The sequence below is a fragment of the Myroides oncorhynchi genome, assembly GCF_020905415.1.
GTDB classification, from domain to species: Bacteria; Bacteroidota; Bacteroidia; order Flavobacteriales; family Flavobacteriaceae; genus Flavobacterium; species Flavobacterium oncorhynchi_A.
The window spans coordinates 116,736-137,452 of the sequence record NZ_JAJJMP010000001.1; the positions used below are offsets into that span (position 1 = coordinate 116,736).

Here is a 20,717-nt window from a genome sequence, read left to right on the forward strand (position 1 = left end):
AACTTATTCTTTTACAACATTTACACTTGCCTCTATAACATCTGTCTTAACTGATATAATATAGGTTCCTCTAGAATATCCGCTTAGATTCAGTGGTTCAGTTTGATTTTTGATTACTTGTTGATATAATATTCTACCTGTGATATCATAGAGCTTAAGTAAGCCAGCTTTATATTCCACAGGTATAATGATATTGGTATAAGTAACTACAGGATTGGGGATAGCCTCTATTTTTAGTTTTTCTTTACTTGTATCATTATCTGTCTCTTCTTGGGTTTGATTGTTCTTATCAGATGCTTTCCCCTTTACTTTAACAAGCCAAAAATCATTCATCCCCTTTTGACTACTTTTATCTCTATCTGGTTTAGAGTCTGAGGTTCCTGCAAATACATACGCTCCATCTCTAGTTTCTATCAGTTTAGAAAGAACATTTTCTCCCTTGCCAGAGATACTCTTTTCCCATAGCACATCTCCTTCTTTGTTAAGTAGTGTGCCTAGAAAACTTACCTTAGTTCCTTGTTTTGTCTTCTCTAGAGTTGTACCACCAAGTAGGATTGTACCATTATCTTTAACTAGACCATTACTTAAAAAGTTTCTTGAGCCATAACCATAGGAAAGTTCTTGTTTTACCTCTCCCTGATTATCAATATCTAGTGACCAATAATCTACCTCGGATTGCAATCCACTGTTTTTAGCAGTCCCCACTTCTGAATCCGATATCCCATATAGTCTATAACCATCCTTTGAGACTTCCTGTATTTGCTTTAACTCATCATTGCCCTCTGAACCATACGTCTTTTGCCAAAGTTCCTTACCATCAGCATTTATCTTAATTACCCAATAATCATTGTTGCCAAAAGAATCACTTGTTTTATTTCCACTTACTGATGAATTGCTATAACCTCCTATTAAAAATCCCTTATCACTTGTAGCTATAATATCTGATCCGATATCGTCGTATTCTCCCCCGAAACTTCTCTGCCATTTTATTACTCCTTCAGAGTTAATTCTTATCACCCAAATATCCTGTCCTCCATAATAAGGTACAGCCTTATTTCCTCCACTAGATGAGTTGCTATTGATCAAAAGAATATAATCTCCTCCTATTAAAGGAAGTACTTTAACAAGTTCTTCTTTTTCTAATCCTCCATAGGCTTTTTGCCATAGCACATTACGCGCTGCATCGAGCTTTATAATCCAAGCGTCACTCTTTCCTATTAAACTTTCTGTTTTGTAATTATCCCTATCACTACTTGAGCTAAGACCTAAAATAAAGCCTCCATCTTTTAAGGTATGAGCAACACTGTTTAGAAAATTGTCTCCATTGCCTCCTATACGCAAGTCCCACTCTTTCTTACCACTAGCTCTCATTTTCCACAGCCAGGCATCATAGTTACTACTGCGCTCTTTTGTAAGATCTCCGCTTTTAAAAGATTGAGTTGCACCAGCTAACAAAAAACCGTTATCTGCTGTGGGAATCATATCTAATAAGTATTCAGAGTTATTACCTCCTAAGGTTTGTTCCCACAAAATCTTTTGCGAATAACAGTTTAGGGACAAACAGAAAAATAAAGGATAGAGTAGTTGTTTTTTCATCGTTTAGAATTAATTTAATTATGTTAAAATTAATATAATATTAACTATAGATTACAAGTGTAAAAAAATATATCAAAAAACGATACTTTTATATTTAATACAACAAACAACAAAACAAACACACACTATAAAAGACATTATATTATTATTTTAATAAATAACACAGCTATAAATCAGTGTATAAAAGGCGATTTGATTCTTATCTACTTCTTTTTAATCTTTTTTTGATGCTAGCTTCTAACTTAAAATTCAACTGCTCCTCATATTGAATAGGTATGGATAAAAAGTTGAAAAAACTCAAGCTTTCAATACTAAACAACTCTGTTAATCTCTTAAAATCAATAATATTATCTAATGAAATATCTTGAATATATTTATAATAATCTTCTCTATTTAAACTGTTTTCGACCTGTTCCAATAAATTTAAAGACTGCTTTTCTTCAATGCTTCCCTTATCCATAGTAACAGAATACACAAGCTTTTCTTTGAGTTCTCTCTGATAATCAAACATATCATCAAAAAGCCTTTCGCTATTTACTTTAAAAGCAAGATTGTCAAACTGTCCAAACTTAGCGGATTGCTCAGTATTTTTTACCTCTTGAATTATTCTTAGGACTTAGCTTTATCTTGTTAGTTATATCCTTGCGACTAACTATAATTTGTAAGTGCATTTGCTCACCCTCTTTAATTTCACCAACGCTTACTTCTCCGCTTTTTGCTTTTTCATCAATATTAGAGTAATACCGAAAATGTTCAAGTTTTCCAAACCAAAGAAGGTCTTTGCTACTTATTATACTCTCTTTTCTAAAGTTGAGTGCATAAGCATCCATAACAGCGGTAGCATATTCTTTTAGTTTCTGCTGTAGCAATTCTTCTCCGTACTTCTGTTTTAAAAAGAGAATCTCTTTCTCACTTGGACTTATATTAACTAAGAAAAACTTATCATCCGTTTTGCAAAGCTTAGCTACGTTATTATCAAGCTTAACTCTTACTTCTTGATGTGACACATCATATCTACCATTAGTAAACCAAAGTTCCTTCTTTTCATCATTAGCCTTTAGTTTGTTTTCTTTTTCTAAGTAGGCAACAAGTCTTGCAGAACTACCTTTATTGCTTCCAGTTTCTGAATCAGTAATATTTATAAACATAATTACATATTATTTAAGGATTGTCTTACATGCTCTATTAACTGTTCTTTCTTTGCATTAGCTGTTGCCCAACCCATTTCTTCACGTGAATGGATGTAATACTCTAAAAGCTTGCTAAACTGCTCTTTGAGCTCATCTTTTTGCCTTTGATGATTTATTAGTACTCTTATTCCACCTATTATGCTTTTAGTATTCTTGACTAGGGCAGTACTTATCTCACTTTCTCTAGCTAAATGATTATCAATCTTACTAAGCTTATCATTACTTTGAACCATAGCAACTTTTAAAAGTCCTACATCTGTAAAGCTTGGCAATAAAAAATCTTTCTCTTGTTGTTTTATAAAAGAGATTATCCGACCGATTCCCGAGGATAATTCCCTTTTTAAAACTTCATCTCCAAAGTCCGATGGATCTTTTTTACTTCTATAGAAGTAATCCACCATCTGAGTAAATAACTCTTTCTTGCTTCGCTTAAATCCTAAAGCGAGCTTTTCAAGCTTTTAATTGACTGGTTTTGAAAAGCGAATACTACTTGTGTCTAATTGTTTCATACAAATTCCTTTTTAAATTCATTAATCTTAAAAGAGTATACTCTTAAGTATACCCAAATCCCATCTTTATAAAGGCTGAAAGCCCCAGAGTATACCTTCAGTATACTCAAACCCTTTGCAACGTCAGTAAAAAGGCAAGCGACTAGGGCTCTGCCCAAGTCCCGCTTGCTTTTTTCAAAACCATATATTACCGTAAAAGAAAAGAGTAGTGATATACTACTCTTTTAATATTTCTTAAGGCAAAGTAAATCAATGTGATTCAGAATATTGCAAGACATATTTAGCCAAATAGAGTCAGTTCCTTTTTATTAATTAATTTTGTGTATAAACCTCTTCTATATTGTTTAATCCTTTATTACACTCAAAATCAAATATGCCTTTTTCATATTGTAGATAACACTCTTTAGCAAGCTCATAAATCTTACAAATGAAATAATAAACTCTGTTCCACTGTTCTTCTGTGTATTTAACAGTTGGGAATTTGATATTAGGATAATTTCTAAGACTTGTATAATTATCAAATAGTATTTCTCTTATCTCCTTATCACAGTCAATAACAAGATTTAATTCTGGGGCATACCATTGAATTAAGCGCCATAGATAACTTATAGTGTGTACTTGTGGCATATAATCCATTTTAGCAAAAAGTATAGCCATTGCAAGTTGCTGTAAGGTATACTTATATAAAATCACATCTGCATCGCTCTGACAGTCCTCTATTTGGTAACTGAGCCTTTTTACAATAGGTTTAACCATTGCTTTACATTCTGTCCAAAATTTTAGTTTAAGTTCACTTAATGGGAACGTTTCTAAATCTGGATCCTCAGCTATTAGTGGTGCTCCAATCCACAGTTTATCCTCTGTTAGATTTGTTCTAAAGAAAGAATGGTATACAGGTATATGTAAATGCCAATTTGATTTTTTTATTAAGATTGTGGTTACATCAACTAAATCTTCAGTATGAAAAGAAACGTATTGTCTTATATTTCCCTCTTCATTGATGTGCAACGTCTCAACACTTGCTATTAATAGTAGATGTAGTTTATAGGGAGTTGGGGGCTCAGAACTTAAGAGTACCTGCTCATTAGCTCTTCTTTTTATTAGATAAAATGACTTCACCTTTTTATATTTCTCTAAAGCCTTTCTTGCTCTTTCCTCAAGAGCCTCTTGTATTTCCGTTATTTGTTCTGGGCTATCTAATGATAGTAATTTTTGTTTGTTTACTATGTATCTATACTTACTTAGTATTCGATGTGGTATTTCTATGTACATAGCTTCTAAAAAATACTGTGCTATGTTAAGGAAATATCCTATTGTTAGTTGTTTTTTGGGTTCTGTCTGTTCAGTAATTTTCTTTGGTTTTAGCTCTTCTCTAAATAATGAAACCATATCTTCTACATAAAAGTCAAAGTCTTCTTCAAAAACATCTTGAACAGGATAGCAATGAGTAAACACAAAATTTAGAAAAGAAGCATTACTATACTGAATACTCCCTGATAGTATAGGTTGAACTCTTTCTTTTGTATCTTGTATTACTTGTTTTATACCAAGCATAGCAGATTGTTCATTTATAAGATTAGTTTTCAACTCCTTTTTTAAGGACTTTAAAAACTTAGTATTTCTTTTGTAATGCTTAGCAAACCATTTAGAAATATATTTTTCAAAATCATTTTCTTTCTGTTTGGATTGATGCAAACTAAACAAAGGTTCGGCATCAAGTAAAGAACCATAAGTGAGATTTTCTTTTTGGAAATTTAATATTGAATACATTATATTCTGAAAAGAATCAGATTGATAAAAATCTTTGATACATAAGCAATAAATATTTACTTGGTAGTGATTAATCCCTTTAGTAATCCATTTGCTTTTACGAATATAATTTAGTTCATCAATATCGTAAAAACAAAGGGTAATAATAGGATGATTGAGCAAGTTATTCTGTGAATAAAAAATAAATCCCACTAATTTTTTTTTGATTAATTCTTCAAGTTCATGTTTTAGTTCGCTTGATAATTTTAAGCTTTCAAGCTTGTTAATGATTGATTTCATAATTACCGTATTTAAGGTTAACAACTGCAATTTCCTACCTTGATTTAAGGTAATCTATTCAATTAAAAGATATTATAGTTTGTGATGTGAATAGTATATCTTCTACAAAAAGTTCATTTTTATGAATCTAAAAAATTATAAAGAAAGTATTATTTGATTTGGGATGATACGCATATTCATCGATTTAATGACTTGCATTGTTGAACTAAATACTGATCAAGATAATACTCAGGCTGATTAAATGCATATTTTATCCCTGATATAGAATAGTTTACCAATATGTAAGAAGGTACTTTTATATAAACCTTAAAAAACTTGAATTATGAAAGCAATCAAAATCCCCTTAGAATCACATTTGTGGACTAAAAGAGGCATCAAATGCCCTTATAAAATTATTAAAGAGATGTTTTCTTCCTACAGCTTAGAAAGCTATAAGACATTTTTAAATGAGTATTCATATTATGTATTAGAAATAAAAAAACGGTATAAAGGAACTGCTGGGGATATGGTATATAGATTTTTCATACTCCATTCTATGTTTAGAGCATGTTATACTATTTTTAAAAAGCCTAAAGGATTTGAAAAACGAAAATTAACTGTCCCTAAAACAGATAATTTTAATGATTTCTACTTAGGCTCTCTCACATTAGAAGAGTACTTAAATCCTTATATGACCTTCAAGAATATTTTTACAATGGTTAGCCTAGAAGATTTAGATTATTTTTCAGCTGATTATATACAAGATGCTTTAAAAGAAAAGCAAATTTTTGAAGTATATTACCAAATTCCTCCTATCTATTTATATAAGCTACTTGATGCTTGTTGGTTAATCCATAAACGAGGTTATCTTAAAGATTCTGAGGAGCTATTATCCACAACGAAATGACGTTTAAATTATCGAGATGTGTCTTTGTCCTTACAAATTGAAAATTTTCCAGTATCAAAGACCACTTGTTTTTCTCCCGAAGGTCGCAAAATTGGTAAAGAGAAAGGAGTATTAATTACCCAAATAAAGCAAAAAAGCTAGAGTACAAAATTACATGTACTCTAGCTTTTTCTTATATCCAATGATAGGATTTATCTTTTCTGTTTTGATAACAAAGCATATCTTCTTTTCTAAGTTCTGGAAAAAATCTAATGGCTCTTTCAATAGCGTAATTAGGTAAGAACTTAATCTCCTTACATATTGTAAGAAGCACTTTTTCTTTGCTATACAACCGAACGATTTCATCTATTTCACTCTGATCGCCACGTTCAATTACACGTACTATAATGGGAATATATGCTTTCTGATAATCAAGCTTATTAATGTCAGTGTCCCAAAATAATTGAGTTCCTAAAGTTGAAATATCAGTTAGTTTTTGTTCTTTTTTCATATTATAAATATAGTGATTTCATGAAGGTTAAGCAACTGTTTATCTGCGTATTCCTCTTTTTCTAACATGTTGGTCTATTTTTTTATCGGGTTCTAAATCGAATTTAAAAGAGGGATTTGCAACAGCTTTTTCTAAACGTTCTTTCATTCTATCCCAATTACTTTCTTTTCCATGCATCAAGATAACCTCAAAATCTCGATAGATATTCTCATAAAAAGTTAATGCATAGGATGCTAATGCTGTATTACCATTATACTTGTTTTTATAAGCATCTAAATAGGTTTGCAAAGGATTGTGCTCTAAAAGAAAATACATATCAACAAAGTCTTTGATACGTGTTCCGCTTTGAAAAATAGCATGAAGTTTCATTGCTCCAATATCTTCTAAAGAAGCTAATCGTACATTGTCTATATTCAATACTTCTTTTTGCAAAGGATATTTATGTGCAATAATATCTACTTTAACTCGATTGATATCCATTAAAATAGTATTATTAAACATTTCCTTTATATTAGCATTAAGCTTTTGTTTTAAATGTTGTGATATCGATTTATAATCAAAATCTTTGGTCGAAAATAGGTCTATATCAATACTAATTCGATGACCTATTTGCAGGCTTAATGCTGTTCCTCCTACAAGAATAAAATCTTGTAACTTTTCATCTTTCATAAGCCTTTGAAGTAATTCCCAAAGCTCATTAATAACGGTTTGTTTATATAACATAATTAAAAAATTTTCAGAAAAGTATTCCTGAAAACCTCCTATATTATGTATTGGCTTAATGAGGTTCTATTTGTCTTTATAAGTCACAAAAAAAAGCCTAACCATAGGTTAAGCTTTCATATATTTATTAATAATCTATTTACTTCGTTTGAATCAACTTCTCTAAACGAACCATCATTTCATCTTTTTCTTTTAGCATACGTTCGTACAAGGCAATCTTTTCTTCGTGAAGTTGAACAATTTTATCAATAGGGTTGTTATTAAAAACTGGACTATAATTTATCAAGCCTTGTGTGCCATGAAATGTACTTGATATTATATTAATAGCTTGCTCTTCATCAAAATTCTCAATTGCTTCTACAGGTATTTTAAGCACCTTTGAAATCTGTTGCAACAGTGAATTATCAATGACTTCTTTTTGTTCAAGTAAAGATATCTTCTTTTGATTCCAATCCTCTCCTAAATCAAAAGCAAGAACCTCTTGCTTGATTCCAAGCATTTCTCTAAAACGCTTTACATTTCTTCCTTGGTGTATTTTATGTTCCATAATTAATAGCTGAGTTAAGAAGGCTCAAAGATAAAGCCAATGATTTAAAAAGATTGAATTGTAAAGTTATAAAATAATCGGTAAGATATCCCAATATGAGAATATTATAGTTGTTTAATAGGAAATTCATAGCAAAATAGACCTTGAAACTGCCAAAAACAGAGTATCATCTGTTTTGATTGTAGTTTAGTTGTTTAACCAAAAAAATAACTATCATGGAAAGTCAAATTACAAAAGACGATTTGAGATTGTTTGCTCAAACAATCATTGGAGAGTTAAAAGATCTATTAGTCAAGCAAAACAAAGAAACTTCTCTTGAATGGGTAAAGGCTAAAGTAGCAAGACAATTACTCAGTATCTCGCCAGCTTCACTACAAACACTACGCATTAGTGGTAAATTGCAGTATCGCAAAATACTTGGTTCGTATTACTACAACAGAAAAGATATTATGAACCTTTTTAATGAGTAGAAGTTTACTTTTACTCATTAAAAAGGTTGGAAATTGACTCCCTTAAATTTCTTGTTTGCAAAACTACAATTGAATTGTTAGAAAGTGTAGAGAATTTAAGGGAGTTCCTATTATCCATTTAACTGATTAATAAAATTAGTTAGTTGAGTTAATTTATCAGGATTTAGATTTTTTAAACTCTCAAGTAAGTCAGTATAATTATTCGTTTGCTTATTTGATTTCCCTTCAAGTTTACCTTTTAAAATCTGCATTTCACTTTTAATAGCTTCTTCTTCAGTTAAAGCGTATTCCTCTGTTTGTTTAACAGAGTGATGTCCTAACATTTCTTTTACTACGTGAATAGGTACACCATTACCAAGAGTAACGGTACTTCCAAAAGTTCTTCTTGCTTTATGGGTGTTTAACTCACTTATCTCACATAGTGAGGCAATCTCTTTTAAGTACTCATTCATCTTTTGATTAGAGCGAACGGGAAGAACGATATCTTTACCAATACAGTCAGGATGATTTTTATACTTTTCCATTATCTCTATTGCTTTTGGAAGTAGAGGGATAGTAATATTCGCATCTGTCTTTTGTCTGTTAGTTCTTATCCACAGATTGCCCTCTTCATCTTTTGTAATATCACTTTTCTTTAACTGATATACATCGATATAAGCAAGGCCAGTATAACACTGAAATACAAATACATCTCTTACAGTACTTACTCTATCATTTTGAAACTCTTTATTTTCTAAAATAGATAGTTCTTGTTTACTTAAAGGTTTCTTATTGAGCTTTGTCTTTTTAGGTTTGTATTGTACAAAAGGATTAGAAGATATTATTCCCTTAGCAACTGCTCGTAAAACAATCTTTTTGAAGTTTGAGATATACTTTATAGCCGTATTGTTAGAACACGCTCTAACAGTCTTTAAATAGTGTTCATAACCAATTACAAACTCATAGTTAAGTTCTCTAAACTCTATGTCTTCTTTACCATATACATAACGGATATATTCTCCAACATGCGATCTAGCTGTTACGTATCTTTCATGAGTTCCAATAGCATATTCTTTAGGTACAAGTTTAAAAACTTCATCATTGTGCTTTTGGAATTCTTCTAAAACTTTAATCCTACTAGTCCCTTTACCTTGTATATGATCCATAAGAATTGAAGCAGTAATAGGTAGTTCATTACTTAAGAGCTCTAATTTGTACTTAGTAATTTTAGATACAATTGTATCTAATAGGTAGTTTAAGGTTTTAGCGTCTTCTTTAGTGCCATTAGCACGACCTGCTTTTTGGTTCCATCTTTTGATATCCCATCTATGACTAAGTGAAGTCTCTTTGCGAATACCATCTACTGTGATTCGAAGGTAAACACCTCTTAAATCACTTTTCTTCCTACTTGGTTTGAGAAAGAAATTAATTGATAACTGTTTTTCTAACATAATTCAACTGTTTTTAAATATTAATAAATGTCGAATTAAAACGTTCCAAAATCACAGTTTAAAACTCTCTGGCGCCTTTTGGCGTAAGGGTTCGTTAAGTTCAAAGGTGCGCATCACTAGGAATTTTTTTTGTGCACCGAATCTGTAACTTTTTTGGGTGCACTTTTAAAAATAATGTGATACCCCTAAAAAAGAAAAAACCTATAACTCATTGTGAATCATAGGTTTTGTGCTTTTTTACTAACTTTTGAAAAGTTACTATTTATAATTTTGCGGAGAAAGAGGGAATATAACCTACACATAAATAGAGTATCATAAAATACTATTATTTTGATTTATTGATAGTTATGTTTTTATTAAGTCGGTTGAATACCATAAAATAGTATATGATAGTATTAAAATTGGGTGTATATTTGGGTGCTATTACAAATAACTATGACTATAAAAAGAAAGATAACTATTGCTATTGAAAAGAGAAAAAAGGATGGTGTATTAATCACAGAGAACGTTCCAATTCGTGCAAGAGTGGTATATAATGGTGGTCGTGTAGAACTCTTTACAGGCTACCGCATTGATGCTTCTAAATGGGATGAAGCAAAAGAAAAGGTACGTAATGGGTGTACCAATAAGCTAAAACAAAGTTCTTCCGAAATCAATACAGCAATACAGGAGCTATCTACTACAATAGATAGAATCTTTAAAGAGTATGAATTGAAAAACGAAGTACCTTCATTTGAACTCTTAAAAGATGAAATAAAACGTTACTCAGATAAACAAACCATATCAGCAATAGAAAAGAATCTCTTTACTGCTTTTGATGAGTTTGTAAAAAGTAGTGGTAAACGCAATGATTGGACAACTGCTACTTACACCAAGTTTAATACTGTTCGTTCACATCTTTTTTCTTTCAAAAGCAATTTTCAGTTTACTGATATTAACGAAAAGACTTTATTAGACTACGTTTCATTTCTACGCATTGAAAAACAGATGCGTAACAGTACCATTGAAAAGCAAATTAGTTTTGTAAAGTGGTTTTTGAAGTGGTGTAAAAACAACAATTATACAATTACTTATAATTTTGAAGAGTTTAAACCAAAGTTAAAAGAAACCTCTAAAAAGATAATCTTCTTAACCCAAGAGGAAATCGAACAGATTAAATCAACAGATTTAGGTACAAAATCATACTTAGAACGAGTACGTGATGTATTGCTTTTCTGTTGTTACACAGGACTTCGCTATTCAGATGCTTTTAGCCTAACAAGACACGACATTAAAAATGATGCGATTGAGTTTGTTACCAAAAAGACAAATGATATGCTGAGAGTTGAATTAAACAAACACAGTAGAGCAATATTAGAGAAATACAAAGATGTACCTTTTGAAAAAGGAAAGGCTCTACCTGTTATTTCTAACCAAAAGATGAATGACTACATAAAAGAACTTGGAGAGTTAGCAGAGATTGACGAACCAATCCGAGAAACGTATTATGTAGGCAATGAAAGAGTAGATGAAGTAAAACCTAAATACGAACATTTAAGCACGCACGTAGGACGAAGAACATTTATCTGTACCGCCTTATCATTGGGGATACCTGTACAGGTTGTAATGAAATGGACAGGACATTCAGACTACAAATCAATGAAACCTTATATTGATGTAGCTGATACAATTAAAGCGAATGCAATGACTAAATTTGATATGATATGAGTTTAGATAATCCTCTTTTGAAACACTTAAATGAGTATTTAAAAATACTAAAAGAACTATCAAATTTATTAGATACTGATTCCTTACAACAGAACACATATCAATGTATTCGACAGGAGAGTTATGCTAAAGCATTTAGCGATTTAACAAAACTTGATATTGATGCTCTTTTAATAACAGGACAAGCAGAGAGTTTATCTAAAAAAGTATTTCTGAATATACTAAAGCAGATTGAAGTTATTAATAAGCTTATTGATGATAAAGACGAGTTAATAACTCATTTTGATTTTATTCATTTATATGATAAAGTACTACTTCCTAAAATGTTTGAGAACAAAATCTTAATTGCGCGACAGGATTTAAAAGAAATAAAGGAAAAAGAAAAACCTATCTGGGTATCACAATGTGAATTTGATGAAGATAAAAAGTATTGGGAGAAAGAACTTTATAGGGTTTTAGCAGAAAGAGATACCTATACACAGGATAATGTGCATCTAATTCAAAACTATTATCACAAAATACGAGATTACCTTTTAATAGTTAAAGAAGATATTTATGTGTATTACCCTGAAGATAGACTTCGTTTAGAATCTGATTTATTTGAGATCAAAGATGTACTTAAACTTTATAACTCTGCTTTAGAATTAAAATGTTTTAAGGAAGATGATTTAGCATTTGAAGATTTTTATTTAATATTTAATTTAAGAGAGCCTAAAGCTCGATTTGATTCAACGTTTAAATACATAACAAAATTTGCTCAACCACCACTATATGAAATGATGAAGGATATAGAAAAAGATGTTAGAGATAAAGTGATTGACTTCATTGTGTTGAAATTAAAACTAAAGTCTGCATTGACAATTTCGAAACGCTTTTATAAACCTTCAGAAGAAATTTAATTATTGTTTTAATCCTTTTAAGTTCATTAAAGAGTTTTTAAAGTCTTTTATTTTTGATTTCCTCAAAAATAAATAACCAAACGCATATAACTAATTCATTATTAATTATATGCATTTTGTTTTTTTATCAAATTCCACACATTTCCACAGAAATTTACAGATAGTTTTGAATTGTTCGAACATCACAAAATCGTATAATTTAAAAACTAAAACTATGTATATAAGCGAATTAAAAGAAAAGCCAGTTTGGCAAATGACAGGAGAAGAACTATTACAGTTATTACAAACAGTATCTATAAAGGATTTTAAAGAACTCAATACTTCGCAAGAAACGCAACAATCTACAAAGCGTTATGTTTACGGAATACGTGGTATAGCAGACCTACTTGGGTGCAGTATTACCACTGCTAATAAAATCAAGAAAGAAGGTCATATTAAAAAAGCGATTATCCAAAGAGGTAGAAAAATTATAGTCGATGCTGACTTGGCATTAGAACTATTCGCTAAAAAATAAAAGGGACAACTTCCGCAAATCGTCCCTTAATATCCAATTAAAGTATAACTGAATTCTTATCGTGTAAAGATAAGGATTATTAAAACACAAGTAAATATGAGCTTAGATATACCCTATATCCGAGTAGGAACTGCTTACTTTAAAATCATCGAAAAACCTTTGATATCTGGCGATAAAGTTAAAGTAATGGTGCGTTGGACTCGTGAAACGATTGTATCAGATCACGGAAAGTCCTACTTAGAAAACGTCTTAAAATTAGATGGCTTTTGCTGTATTCCAGACCATCTTAACTATCAACCAATCGTAGAAAACTTTTTTAATACCTATAATGAATTAAATATGAAACCAATAGAAGAAGATTTTAACTTAAAAGAATTAGAACAATTGATTCCAAACTCACTACACTTTATAAAACACATATTTGGAAGTGAACAATACGAATATGGTTTAGACTATCTAAAGCTATTGTATGAGAAGCCAACGCAAACCTTACCAATATTGTGTCTTGTTAGTAAAGAACGTGCAACAGGAAAAAGCTCTTTTATCAAATGGCTTAAAAATATCTTTGGACTTAATATGACTTATATTAAAGGAGATTCTTTTGGTTCTCAATTTAACGCTGATTGGGCAAGTATGCTATTAGTTGCCATAGATGAAGTATTCTTTGATAAGAAAGAGATTACAGAGCGTTTAAAGTACCTTTCTACTACTGACAAAGACAAAGTTGAAGCAAAGGGAAAAGACAGACAGGAAATAGAGTTTTTCGCCAAGTTTATTCTTTGCTCTAACAATGAGGATGATTTCATTCAAATAGACGAAGAAGAAATACGTTTTTGGATTCGAAAGATTAAACCTATTGAATCAGAAGACGTTCACTTTATCAAGAAGCTAACAAGTGAAGTTCCTTATTTTATCAAATACTTACTTCTACGACCTTATTACACCACGCAACAAACCCGAATGTGGTTTACACCTAAACAGATACTTACAGCTTCTCTTTTAAAGCTAATTAGTAAAAACAAAATAGAGATTTCAGTTTTAGAACTTTTAAACCTGTGCTTCGAAAAGGTTGACGAGGATGAAATTTGCGTAGCTCCCAATGATTTACTCTTGTTATTACGCAAGACAAACCCAAAACTAATTATATCTGCTAGTGAAATAAGAAAGATTTTAAAGAAATGGGATTTTGAACCACAAAACAACACAAAATCTTATCAAGGAATAGAGCTTTTATCTCATGGAGAATTTGTTAAAATAGAACGTAGAGGACGTTACTACATCATTAAAAAAGATTTATTCTATAAAATATTTGATGCAATGATGCAAGAATAGATTAAACCATTGTTTACTAACAAGTTATACTGCATCAAAGTTTGCATCAAACTAAAAACACGTCAAGTTTGATGCAAGAGTGATGCAAGAAACAAAATGAGTTTGATGCAGTGATGCAAGAGTGATGCAGAGTATTTTATTGAAATACAATTGATTAACACCTTTCTGCATCATTGCATCAAAAAAAACAGATTTTTAACCCGACTATTTCAAAACGTATGAATTGTGAATCAGCTAAACAAATTAGCCTAACAGACTTACTTAAAAAGTTAGGTCATACCCCAACCAAAATAATGAGAGTTGATTGGTGGTATCTCAGTCCATTTAGAACTGAAAAAACAGCATCATTTAAAGTGAATATTGATAAAAACGTGTTTTATGACCATTCTGCTGGTTTTGGTGGAACAACACTTGATTTTGTGATGAAGTACAATAATTGCGATATTAAATCAGCTTTAGAATTGCTCAAAAACGATTCTTTTTCTTTTCATCAGCCAATTATTGTGAGTTCTAACATTATTCAAGAACCAACATATACAATTCAAGCGATTAAGCCATTAACACATCCAAACTTGATACAATATATCACTGAGCGTAATCTTAGCCTTAAAATGGCTCAAACTTATTGTAAGGAAGTACACTATACTCTAAACAACAAATCATATTACGCTGTTGGTTTTCCCAATACCACCATAAATGGTTTCGAACTAAGAAACGTGTATATAAAAATGTGTCTTGGAAAAAAGGCAGTAACCTACTTTGATAACAAAAGTAAACATATTGTCTTGTTTGAATCTTGGAGTGATTACATCAGCTTTTTAACCCTTTATCCAAATGCAGAAAAGCAATATGATTATTTGATTCTTAATTCCGTATCAATGTTGAATAATACAATAATTAAAACACCAAATAATTATTTGTACAAATGTACAAATGGGGAATTGTATAAATGTATCAATGTACAAATGGATAAAAGTATCAATAATACTTTGTACAAAGAATTAAAGTATGAAAGTATTATTTGTTGTTTCGACAATGATAAAGCTGGAGAAAGTGCCTTTCAAAAAGTAGCTCAGACCTATACAAACGTTGTTGATGGACGAAAACTGTACGAGAATCACAAAGATTTGAATGATTATTTACTAACTATTAACCGCAATGATTTGACGTGAGAATTATCGAGATGTGTCTTTGTCCTTACAAATTGGAGATTTGACAGCCAAAGACCACTCGTTTTTCTCCCGAAGGTCGCAAAATGGGTAAGACGATGAAAAAAACAAAGAAGATAGAATTTAGAGTTACCCTTACAGAAGCTCTAATCATAAAAAACAAAGCAGAAAAAGTGGGTTGTAGCGTTTCAGAATACATCCGAAACACCGCACTTGAATATTCTTTAGCGTATAAATTAACTCCTGAAGAAATTGAAGTTTATAAATTACTGAACAAATACGCTGATAATTTTAGGCGAATAAGCAACCTTTTTAAGCTTGGTGATACAACAGGAGTTAAAGAACACACTATTGAAACAGCTAATCTAATTCGGACTCACTTACAAAAACTACTGTAATTATGATAGCTAAAGCAAAATCTTGTGTTGGTGGCACAGCATTATTCAATTACGTAATTGATGATAAAAAGGGATATGAGCTATTAAGAAACAATCTTTCGGGGGATACTCCGAAAGATATGTTTCAAACGATGCAGATACTACAAAATCAAAACAGCAGATGTAAAAACAACACAATATCGGCTGTTATATCTCCAACTATTGTAGATAGTCAAAAGATGAGCGATAGAGATTTACGAGCATTAGCCGTTGAGTTTTTACTTGGTTTACAAATCGATCCTACCAAAGCTCAATTCATTGCTTTTGTTCATACAGAAAAAGAGCATAAACATATTCATATCATCGCCAATCGCATAGATGAAAATGGCAAAGCTCTAAAAGATAATTACATTGGTTTTGAAGCTCAAAGAGTTGCTCACGAAATAGCACTTAAATACGGTTGGACGTCTATAAGACAAGAAAACGAGAATAAGAAACAAAGAGCTAACAACACAAACTTAATAGCTAAAAACACTATCAAAACAGCTCATAGGGAAGTTTTAAGACAGGAACCAAAAGATTTACAACAATACATTCGATTAATGCTTGAAAAAGATATTGAGGTTAAACCAACTATTAATAAACAGGGGAATATTCAAGGATATCGCTTTATTCATTTACCAACTAATACAAACCTAAAAGCAAGTGAAGTTGACCGAAATATGAAGTTGAATGATTTATTTAAAAATACAGCAAGCACAGAGTCAAAGAATGAAGTAGAAAAACTATTAACTAAGCAAGAAGCAATCGAACCACAAATGCAGAATTGGAAAACAGATGTGTCTGTTTTATTTAGTTTGTTATCTGCTTTTCAACTTAGTGGTAACGATGAAGATGATGAACAAAAAAAACGTAAACGAAGAGCACTAAAAAGATAAACAATGGCAAAGAACCAACCTAAACTCACTGATATGACAGAACTATTACTTCAGCAAGTCATACAATTAGAACACACGATAAAACAAAGTAAAAAAACTCATTTAGATACCATCAAAGAATTAAGTAACATCAAAGTAACAGTAAATGTTGCTGAACTTCGACAGATAGAAAAAGAACAAAGACAACGCTTACAGAATGACTTCGATCAATTTCATCGAGAGATAACAAAAAATAATGAGGAGCTTTTGAAGGTTCACAAGGCTGTTAGCTCAAAGAGGTTATTCTACTTGATTGTATTGAACATCTTTTTACTTTTAACAACAGGTTTTTCAATGTATTTAGCTGTTAAGAATACTATTGAGAAATCGGAGTATGAGCGTTTAGAAAAAGAAAAGGGGCAATTAATAAATCAATTAGAAAATGTAAATCAGTTTTTTAACAAAAATCCAAGGACAGCTAAATCTTTCAAAGAGTGGAGTCAAAAGCAATAATTGAAAAGTGTTTATCAAAGTTATTTCCGTAAAATTTTTAGAGCTTTGAAGGCTCAAAATTTTATGGAATAACTTTGTTGGAATAGGTTCACAATATTTTAAAAGATTTACTAACGACGTGCCGCGTATTGGCGATGGGCGGGATTTTTAGCACTGAACTTTAATCGAAGAACAGAAATTGAATTTTGCACTTCCGTTGATACGAAGCCGTTCAGCCCGCCTATTGCCAATACGATGTTGTACGACGTAGTTATGTTTTGGGTTTTAGTCCAGCTAAATATTTTCGTATGTCATTTTCTAATTTATCCGGGTATTTGTACTCTAATTTTTTTGACAATTCAGTTCCTATTTCTGAAACTAAATCAGTCATTGAAAATAGAGCAGTCCAATTTTCCTTTATATTGCTCCCTGAAAATGTTTGTTCTGTTTTAGCCCACATTTCCTGGTTAAGATACTTTTTGAAAAGTCGTCCATATTTATTGGTCGTTATGTTCCAATTGTGTTCACTTGCAATGTGCCATTCAATTAAAGGAATTAAATATTCTGTGCGAATAACGGTTTCCGACATAAATTTCGCATAGAATATTTCATCTCTCACAAGACACTTTGCCACGTAAGTTGTGTCCCACCAAAAATCGTTTATTAGATTTTGAAACTCTTTTTCAGACGGTTTTTTGATAATGGAAATTTGATAAGTTGGTTTCAGCATTTGCTTTGTAATACCATCTTTATCAATTAAAATTTTATAACCAATATCCCAATCTTCTGGTAATTCTTTCTCTTGCGTTTCCTTTATAAATTTTGATTTGCTGTAAAGTTTAAAATCTACTTTCACACCGTCTTCATAAAGTAGCATTTTCATTGCGTGTTTATGGTTAAAACAACTTTCGTCTTCTTCAATCATAGCAATTGGATTTCCGAATTTAAGCGTCCAGCTTTTGTCTGAAATGTAATTTGTATTATCCTCAAAAACAAATTCAATGTCTAAATCACTAAATTCGTCAACAAGTGCTAAAGGATTTACAAGTGAACTTGTCAGAAGAAGAACTCTTACATCTTCGTTTTTCTCCGACCATTCTATAATTGTTCTTAACTTTTCTTCTCTGACTTTCATTTTGTTTGGTTCGGTTTTACTATGTCGTACAACGGTCAAGTATAAGCGTAGTGCGGGATTTCGGAGCAATTCACTGTCCGCCCACCACAAAGTTTCTTAGGAGCAAAAATGCTCAAATTTAGCAGTTCAGCCCGCATTACGCTTATACAATGTTGGCGGTAGTTTTTTTTATTCAATTCTCCTTAATACCCCCTTTAATTTTGCTTCAACTCCAAGATTATCAAAAAGTTTTTCAGTCAATGTTAATGTCTTCTTGAAAGCTGTTTTAATATCTGTCGGATCTAATTCTGATGTTGTCTCCTGAAATAACGAATACCAATCTGGGTCTATGTCTTTTTCCAAGCTTTTTGTTGGACTTTCCCAATGTTTGGTTTGGTATGTTTCAATTCTTATTAACCAAAGTAAATATTTTTGAACATTTGATAAGCTTTGGTAAGCGTGAGCAAATTCCTGTCGTTTAATTAAGTTGCTTGTTGTAAGTAAAACATTCAACAATGATTGGCTCAACCACAGGATATTTTCATTTGTTGTTCGATCAGGTACTTTAGTTTTTATTTCTTTGAGCGTGTTAGTCAATAAATCTTCTTTATCTACTAAAATCATCTTGTCAAAGTCGCTAAACTCTACCAAACCGTCCCACGATTTGATAACTTCCATTTGGTCGTTTGTCAAAAAATGAAACTCCCCCCTTATCATATTTTCAAAAATGGCAACTTCACTTCCATACTCGTTGGTAAAATATAATGCCAAAGGATGAATTTGGCTTACCCAATTTTCAGCGGAAAAATTTTCTTTATCCTTCAAGAAGATGTAGAATTCAATATCTGAATATTTGTCCCCTTCATTTTTGGTAAATGACCCGTACATAAATACGGCAGAAATATTTTTATCATTTTGAGCTATTGACTTTGTTTTGTCAATCATTTGTAACTGTGTCATTTTCTAATTTTTTAATATTAACAATCGCCCTTTCTACTTTGCGTATTAAAGGATATTTCAATTCTTATTCTATCTTACAGTTACTTATAGCTTCATTTTCTTGAATGTTTTTCGTTGTTAATTGTTTCTTCAAATTACCGCCAACGGTTCGGGGCTTTGCGAGGGAGCGGATTTTATGCACAAACGCTCAATCGAAGAACCGAACTACAAATTTAGCAAAAAGTTTCATACGAAGCACTTAACCCGCTCTCTTGCAAAACCCTTGTTACCTGCTGGCTGTGTTTTTAGGTTTGTATATTGCTATTTTAGCCTGTTATCGTATCAACTTCTTTTTTCAGGTAGTTTAAATTGATTTTGTATTCTTCTTGATTAAGTTCGTCAAATTGTAATTGTTCTATGAATTCAAAAATATCCTGAAGTTTTCGGCTTATTTGATAATACCGTAAAACAGTATCGTTTATTTGATAATCGGGATTGAGTTCACAATATTTTTTCATGAACGAATTGAAATAAGGTTGTTGATAAATGCTAAAAATATCAGCTTCGGGTGGTGCAAATTTTATTCCTTCCCAATCTAAAAGATATAAGTGCTGTTTATTTGTAATAATATTCCAATGATGAATGTCTGTATGGCATAAACAGAATTTCAAATGCTGTTCTTTTAATACTTTAGACAAGTTGTTCCATTCGTTGATTTGACTTTTGATAGTTGAAATATTAGGTTTCAATACCTCTTTGATGTCAACTTTTAAGTGGTCAAAGTTTTTCTCTATCCATTCACTTAATGTGGAAATGAACGGAAGATGGAATGTTTCAGAAATCTGCTTGATGTCAAAAGGAAAATCTTCTAAATTATGTAATTGAGCAACAGTTTCGGCTAATTGTATTACTTGTTCTTCTGTTAAATTTTGTTCTCCAACCGTTTCTCCATCAATGTAATCAAACAAAATGCACACATAATTTTCATCCTCACACTTAAAATTTTCAGATTGCGTTTTAATCAATCGAATTATTTTTCCTTTAAGTGAAGTTTGGTCATCAAGCCAGTCCGCAATTGGAAGATAAATATCTATGTGTTTCGTTAAATAAGATGTTGATTTTCTACTTTTCTCATAAACTTTCAAAAAGTAAAAATGTCCGTTTTTGTCTTCTATTTTGTAAGCCAAAGACGCCCAACCACCTTGCTGTTTAGAAATTATGTTTGTTTTGACAAGATATTTTTCTTGCAATATTTTTATCAATGTTTCAATCATCTTTTATTTTGTGCAGTTTTTGTTTTCGGCTTGCCGGTAACGTTATGTATATGAGCTGTGGCGTGTCTCGGCACGAACCTCTCCAAATATAAA

At 31.3% G+C, this 20,717-nt stretch carries 21 protein-coding genes and 1 pseudogene; 10 read left to right on the plus strand and 12 right to left on the minus strand.

The annotated features are described in order from the left end of the window. Positions 1-3: 3 nt before the first annotated feature. The 5 genes and pseudogenes from LNQ81_RS00375 to LNQ81_RS00395 form a co-directional block, all read right to left on the minus strand. Positions 4-1,530 (minus strand): T9SS type A sorting domain-containing protein, encoded by a 1,527-nt coding sequence (locus tag LNQ81_RS00375; RefSeq protein ID WP_229944203.1) that lies wholly within the window; start codon positions 1,528-1,530, stop codon positions 4-6. A gap of 265 nt (positions 1,531-1,795) precedes the next feature. Next, positions 1,796-2,203, minus strand: a complete 408-nt coding sequence (locus LNQ81_RS00380) for a DUF5712 family protein (protein ID WP_336245908.1) — start codon at positions 2,201-2,203, stop codon at positions 1,796-1,798. Then, positions 2,178-2,744, minus strand: a complete 567-nt coding sequence (locus LNQ81_RS00385) for a DUF5712 family protein (RefSeq protein ID WP_229944204.1) — start codon at positions 2,742-2,744, stop codon at positions 2,178-2,180. The genes LNQ81_RS00380 and LNQ81_RS00385 overlap by 26 nt, the downstream gene beginning before the upstream one ends. A gap of 2 nt (positions 2,745-2,746) precedes the next feature. Further along, positions 2,747-3,232 (minus strand): annotated as a pseudogene (locus LNQ81_RS00390) (BfmA/BtgA family mobilization protein); the annotation flags it as partial. A gap of 375 nt (positions 3,233-3,607) precedes the next feature. After that, positions 3,608-5,344: a hypothetical protein gene (locus LNQ81_RS00395; protein WP_229944206.1), complete on the minus strand. Its 1,737-nt coding sequence runs from the start codon at positions 5,342-5,344 to the stop codon at positions 3,608-3,610. Positions 5,345-5,666: 322 nt separating this feature from the next. On the opposite strand from LNQ81_RS00395, the gene LNQ81_RS00400 reads away from it, so the two are divergent. Beyond that, the gene (locus LNQ81_RS00400) at positions 5,667-6,230 is read left to right on the plus strand and encodes a hypothetical protein (RefSeq protein WP_229944207.1); all 564 of its coding nucleotides are present in this window, start codon (positions 5,667-5,669) and stop codon (positions 6,228-6,230) included. Between the two features lie 172 nt (positions 6,231-6,402). On the opposite strand, the gene LNQ81_RS00405 is transcribed toward LNQ81_RS00400, so the two are convergent. The 3 genes from LNQ81_RS00405 to LNQ81_RS00415 all read right to left on the minus strand — a co-directional run bounded on the left by LNQ81_RS00405 (position 6,403) and on the right by LNQ81_RS00415 (position 7,990). After that, positions 6,403-6,720, minus strand: coding sequence for a DUF6922 domain-containing protein (locus LNQ81_RS00405; RefSeq protein ID WP_006260078.1), 318 nt, complete (start codon positions 6,718-6,720; stop codon positions 6,403-6,405). Positions 6,721-6,759: 39 nt separating this feature from the next. Continuing rightward, positions 6,760-7,443, minus strand: coding sequence for a nucleotidyl transferase AbiEii/AbiGii toxin family protein (locus tag LNQ81_RS00410; protein WP_229944208.1), 684 nt, complete (start codon positions 7,441-7,443; stop codon positions 6,760-6,762). 139 nt (positions 7,444-7,582) lie between these two features. After that, positions 7,583-7,990, minus strand: a complete 408-nt coding sequence (locus tag LNQ81_RS00415; RefSeq protein ID WP_229944209.1) for an XRE family transcriptional regulator — start codon at positions 7,988-7,990, stop codon at positions 7,583-7,585. 215 nt (positions 7,991-8,205) lie between these two features. Between LNQ81_RS00415 and LNQ81_RS00420 the strand changes: the two genes are divergently transcribed. Then, positions 8,206-8,460 (plus strand): MerR family transcriptional regulator, encoded by a 255-nt coding sequence (locus LNQ81_RS00420; RefSeq protein WP_071307422.1) that lies wholly within the window; start codon positions 8,206-8,208, stop codon positions 8,458-8,460. Between the two features lie 110 nt (positions 8,461-8,570). Here LNQ81_RS00420 and LNQ81_RS00425 read toward each other — a convergent pair whose 3' ends face one another. Continuing rightward, positions 8,571-9,890 (minus strand): site-specific integrase, encoded by a 1,320-nt coding sequence (locus LNQ81_RS00425; protein WP_229944210.1) that lies wholly within the window; start codon positions 9,888-9,890, stop codon positions 8,571-8,573. A gap of 435 nt (positions 9,891-10,325) precedes the next feature. Between LNQ81_RS00425 and LNQ81_RS00430 the strand changes: the two genes are divergently transcribed. The 8 genes from LNQ81_RS00430 (at position 10,326) to LNQ81_RS00465 (ending at position 17,318) form a co-directional block, all read left to right on the plus strand. Continuing rightward, on the plus strand, positions 10,326-11,597 hold the full coding sequence (locus LNQ81_RS00430) for a site-specific integrase (protein ID WP_229944211.1): 1,272 nt from the start codon (positions 10,326-10,328) through the stop codon (positions 11,595-11,597). Continuing rightward, positions 11,594-12,496 (plus strand): hypothetical protein, encoded by a 903-nt coding sequence (locus LNQ81_RS00435; protein ID WP_058699650.1) that lies wholly within the window; start codon positions 11,594-11,596, stop codon positions 12,494-12,496. The genes LNQ81_RS00430 and LNQ81_RS00435 overlap by 4 nt, the downstream gene beginning before the upstream one ends. A 214-nt stretch (positions 12,497-12,710) precedes the next feature. Beyond that, the gene (locus tag LNQ81_RS00440; RefSeq protein ID WP_006260872.1) at positions 12,711-13,010 is read left to right on the plus strand and encodes a DUF3853 family protein; all 300 of its coding nucleotides are present in this window, start codon (positions 12,711-12,713) and stop codon (positions 13,008-13,010) included. A 96-nt stretch (positions 13,011-13,106) separates the two neighbouring features. Next, complete coding sequence (locus LNQ81_RS00445) at positions 13,107-14,342, plus strand: primase-helicase family protein (protein ID WP_058699651.1); 1,236 nt, start codon at positions 13,107-13,109, stop codon at positions 14,340-14,342. A gap of 218 nt (positions 14,343-14,560) precedes the next feature. Then, positions 14,561-15,514, plus strand: a complete 954-nt coding sequence (locus tag LNQ81_RS00450; protein ID WP_036496816.1) for a toprim domain-containing protein — start codon at positions 14,561-14,563, stop codon at positions 15,512-15,514. A 95-nt stretch (positions 15,515-15,609) separates the two neighbouring features. Next, positions 15,610-15,909 (plus strand): plasmid mobilization protein, encoded by a 300-nt coding sequence (locus LNQ81_RS00455; protein WP_229944212.1) that lies wholly within the window; start codon positions 15,610-15,612, stop codon positions 15,907-15,909. 2 nt (positions 15,910-15,911) lie between these two features. Next, positions 15,912-16,826 carry a relaxase/mobilization nuclease domain-containing protein gene (locus LNQ81_RS00460; protein ID WP_006260876.1) on the plus strand — a complete coding sequence of 305 codons (915 nt, stop codon included), beginning with the start codon at positions 15,912-15,914 and terminating at the stop codon, positions 16,824-16,826. Positions 16,827-16,829: 3 nt separating this feature from the next. Next, the gene (locus LNQ81_RS00465) at positions 16,830-17,318 is read left to right on the plus strand and encodes a hypothetical protein (protein ID WP_006260877.1); all 489 of its coding nucleotides are present in this window, start codon (positions 16,830-16,832) and stop codon (positions 17,316-17,318) included. A gap of 250 nt (positions 17,319-17,568) precedes the next feature. Here the strand turns inward: LNQ81_RS00465 and LNQ81_RS00470 are convergent, their stop codons facing one another. The 3 genes from LNQ81_RS00470 to LNQ81_RS00480 all read right to left on the minus strand — a co-directional run bounded on the left by LNQ81_RS00470 (position 17,569) and on the right by LNQ81_RS00480 (position 20,624). Next, entirely contained in the window at positions 17,569-18,432 is an 864-nt protein-coding gene (locus tag LNQ81_RS00470; protein WP_010257826.1) for an AadS family aminoglycoside 6-adenylyltransferase, read from the minus strand. Positions 18,433-18,600: 168 nt separating this feature from the next. After that, positions 18,601-19,371 (minus strand): lincosamide nucleotidyltransferase Lnu(I), encoded by a 771-nt coding sequence (gene lnu(I) / locus LNQ81_RS00475; protein ID WP_008992950.1) that lies wholly within the window; start codon positions 19,369-19,371, stop codon positions 18,601-18,603. A gap of 305 nt (positions 19,372-19,676) precedes the next feature. After that, positions 19,677-20,624 carry an aminoglycoside phosphotransferase family protein gene (locus tag LNQ81_RS00480; protein ID WP_182628773.1) on the minus strand — a complete coding sequence of 316 codons (948 nt, stop codon included), beginning with the start codon at positions 20,622-20,624 and terminating at the stop codon, positions 19,677-19,679. Positions 20,625-20,717: the final 93 nt, after the last annotated feature.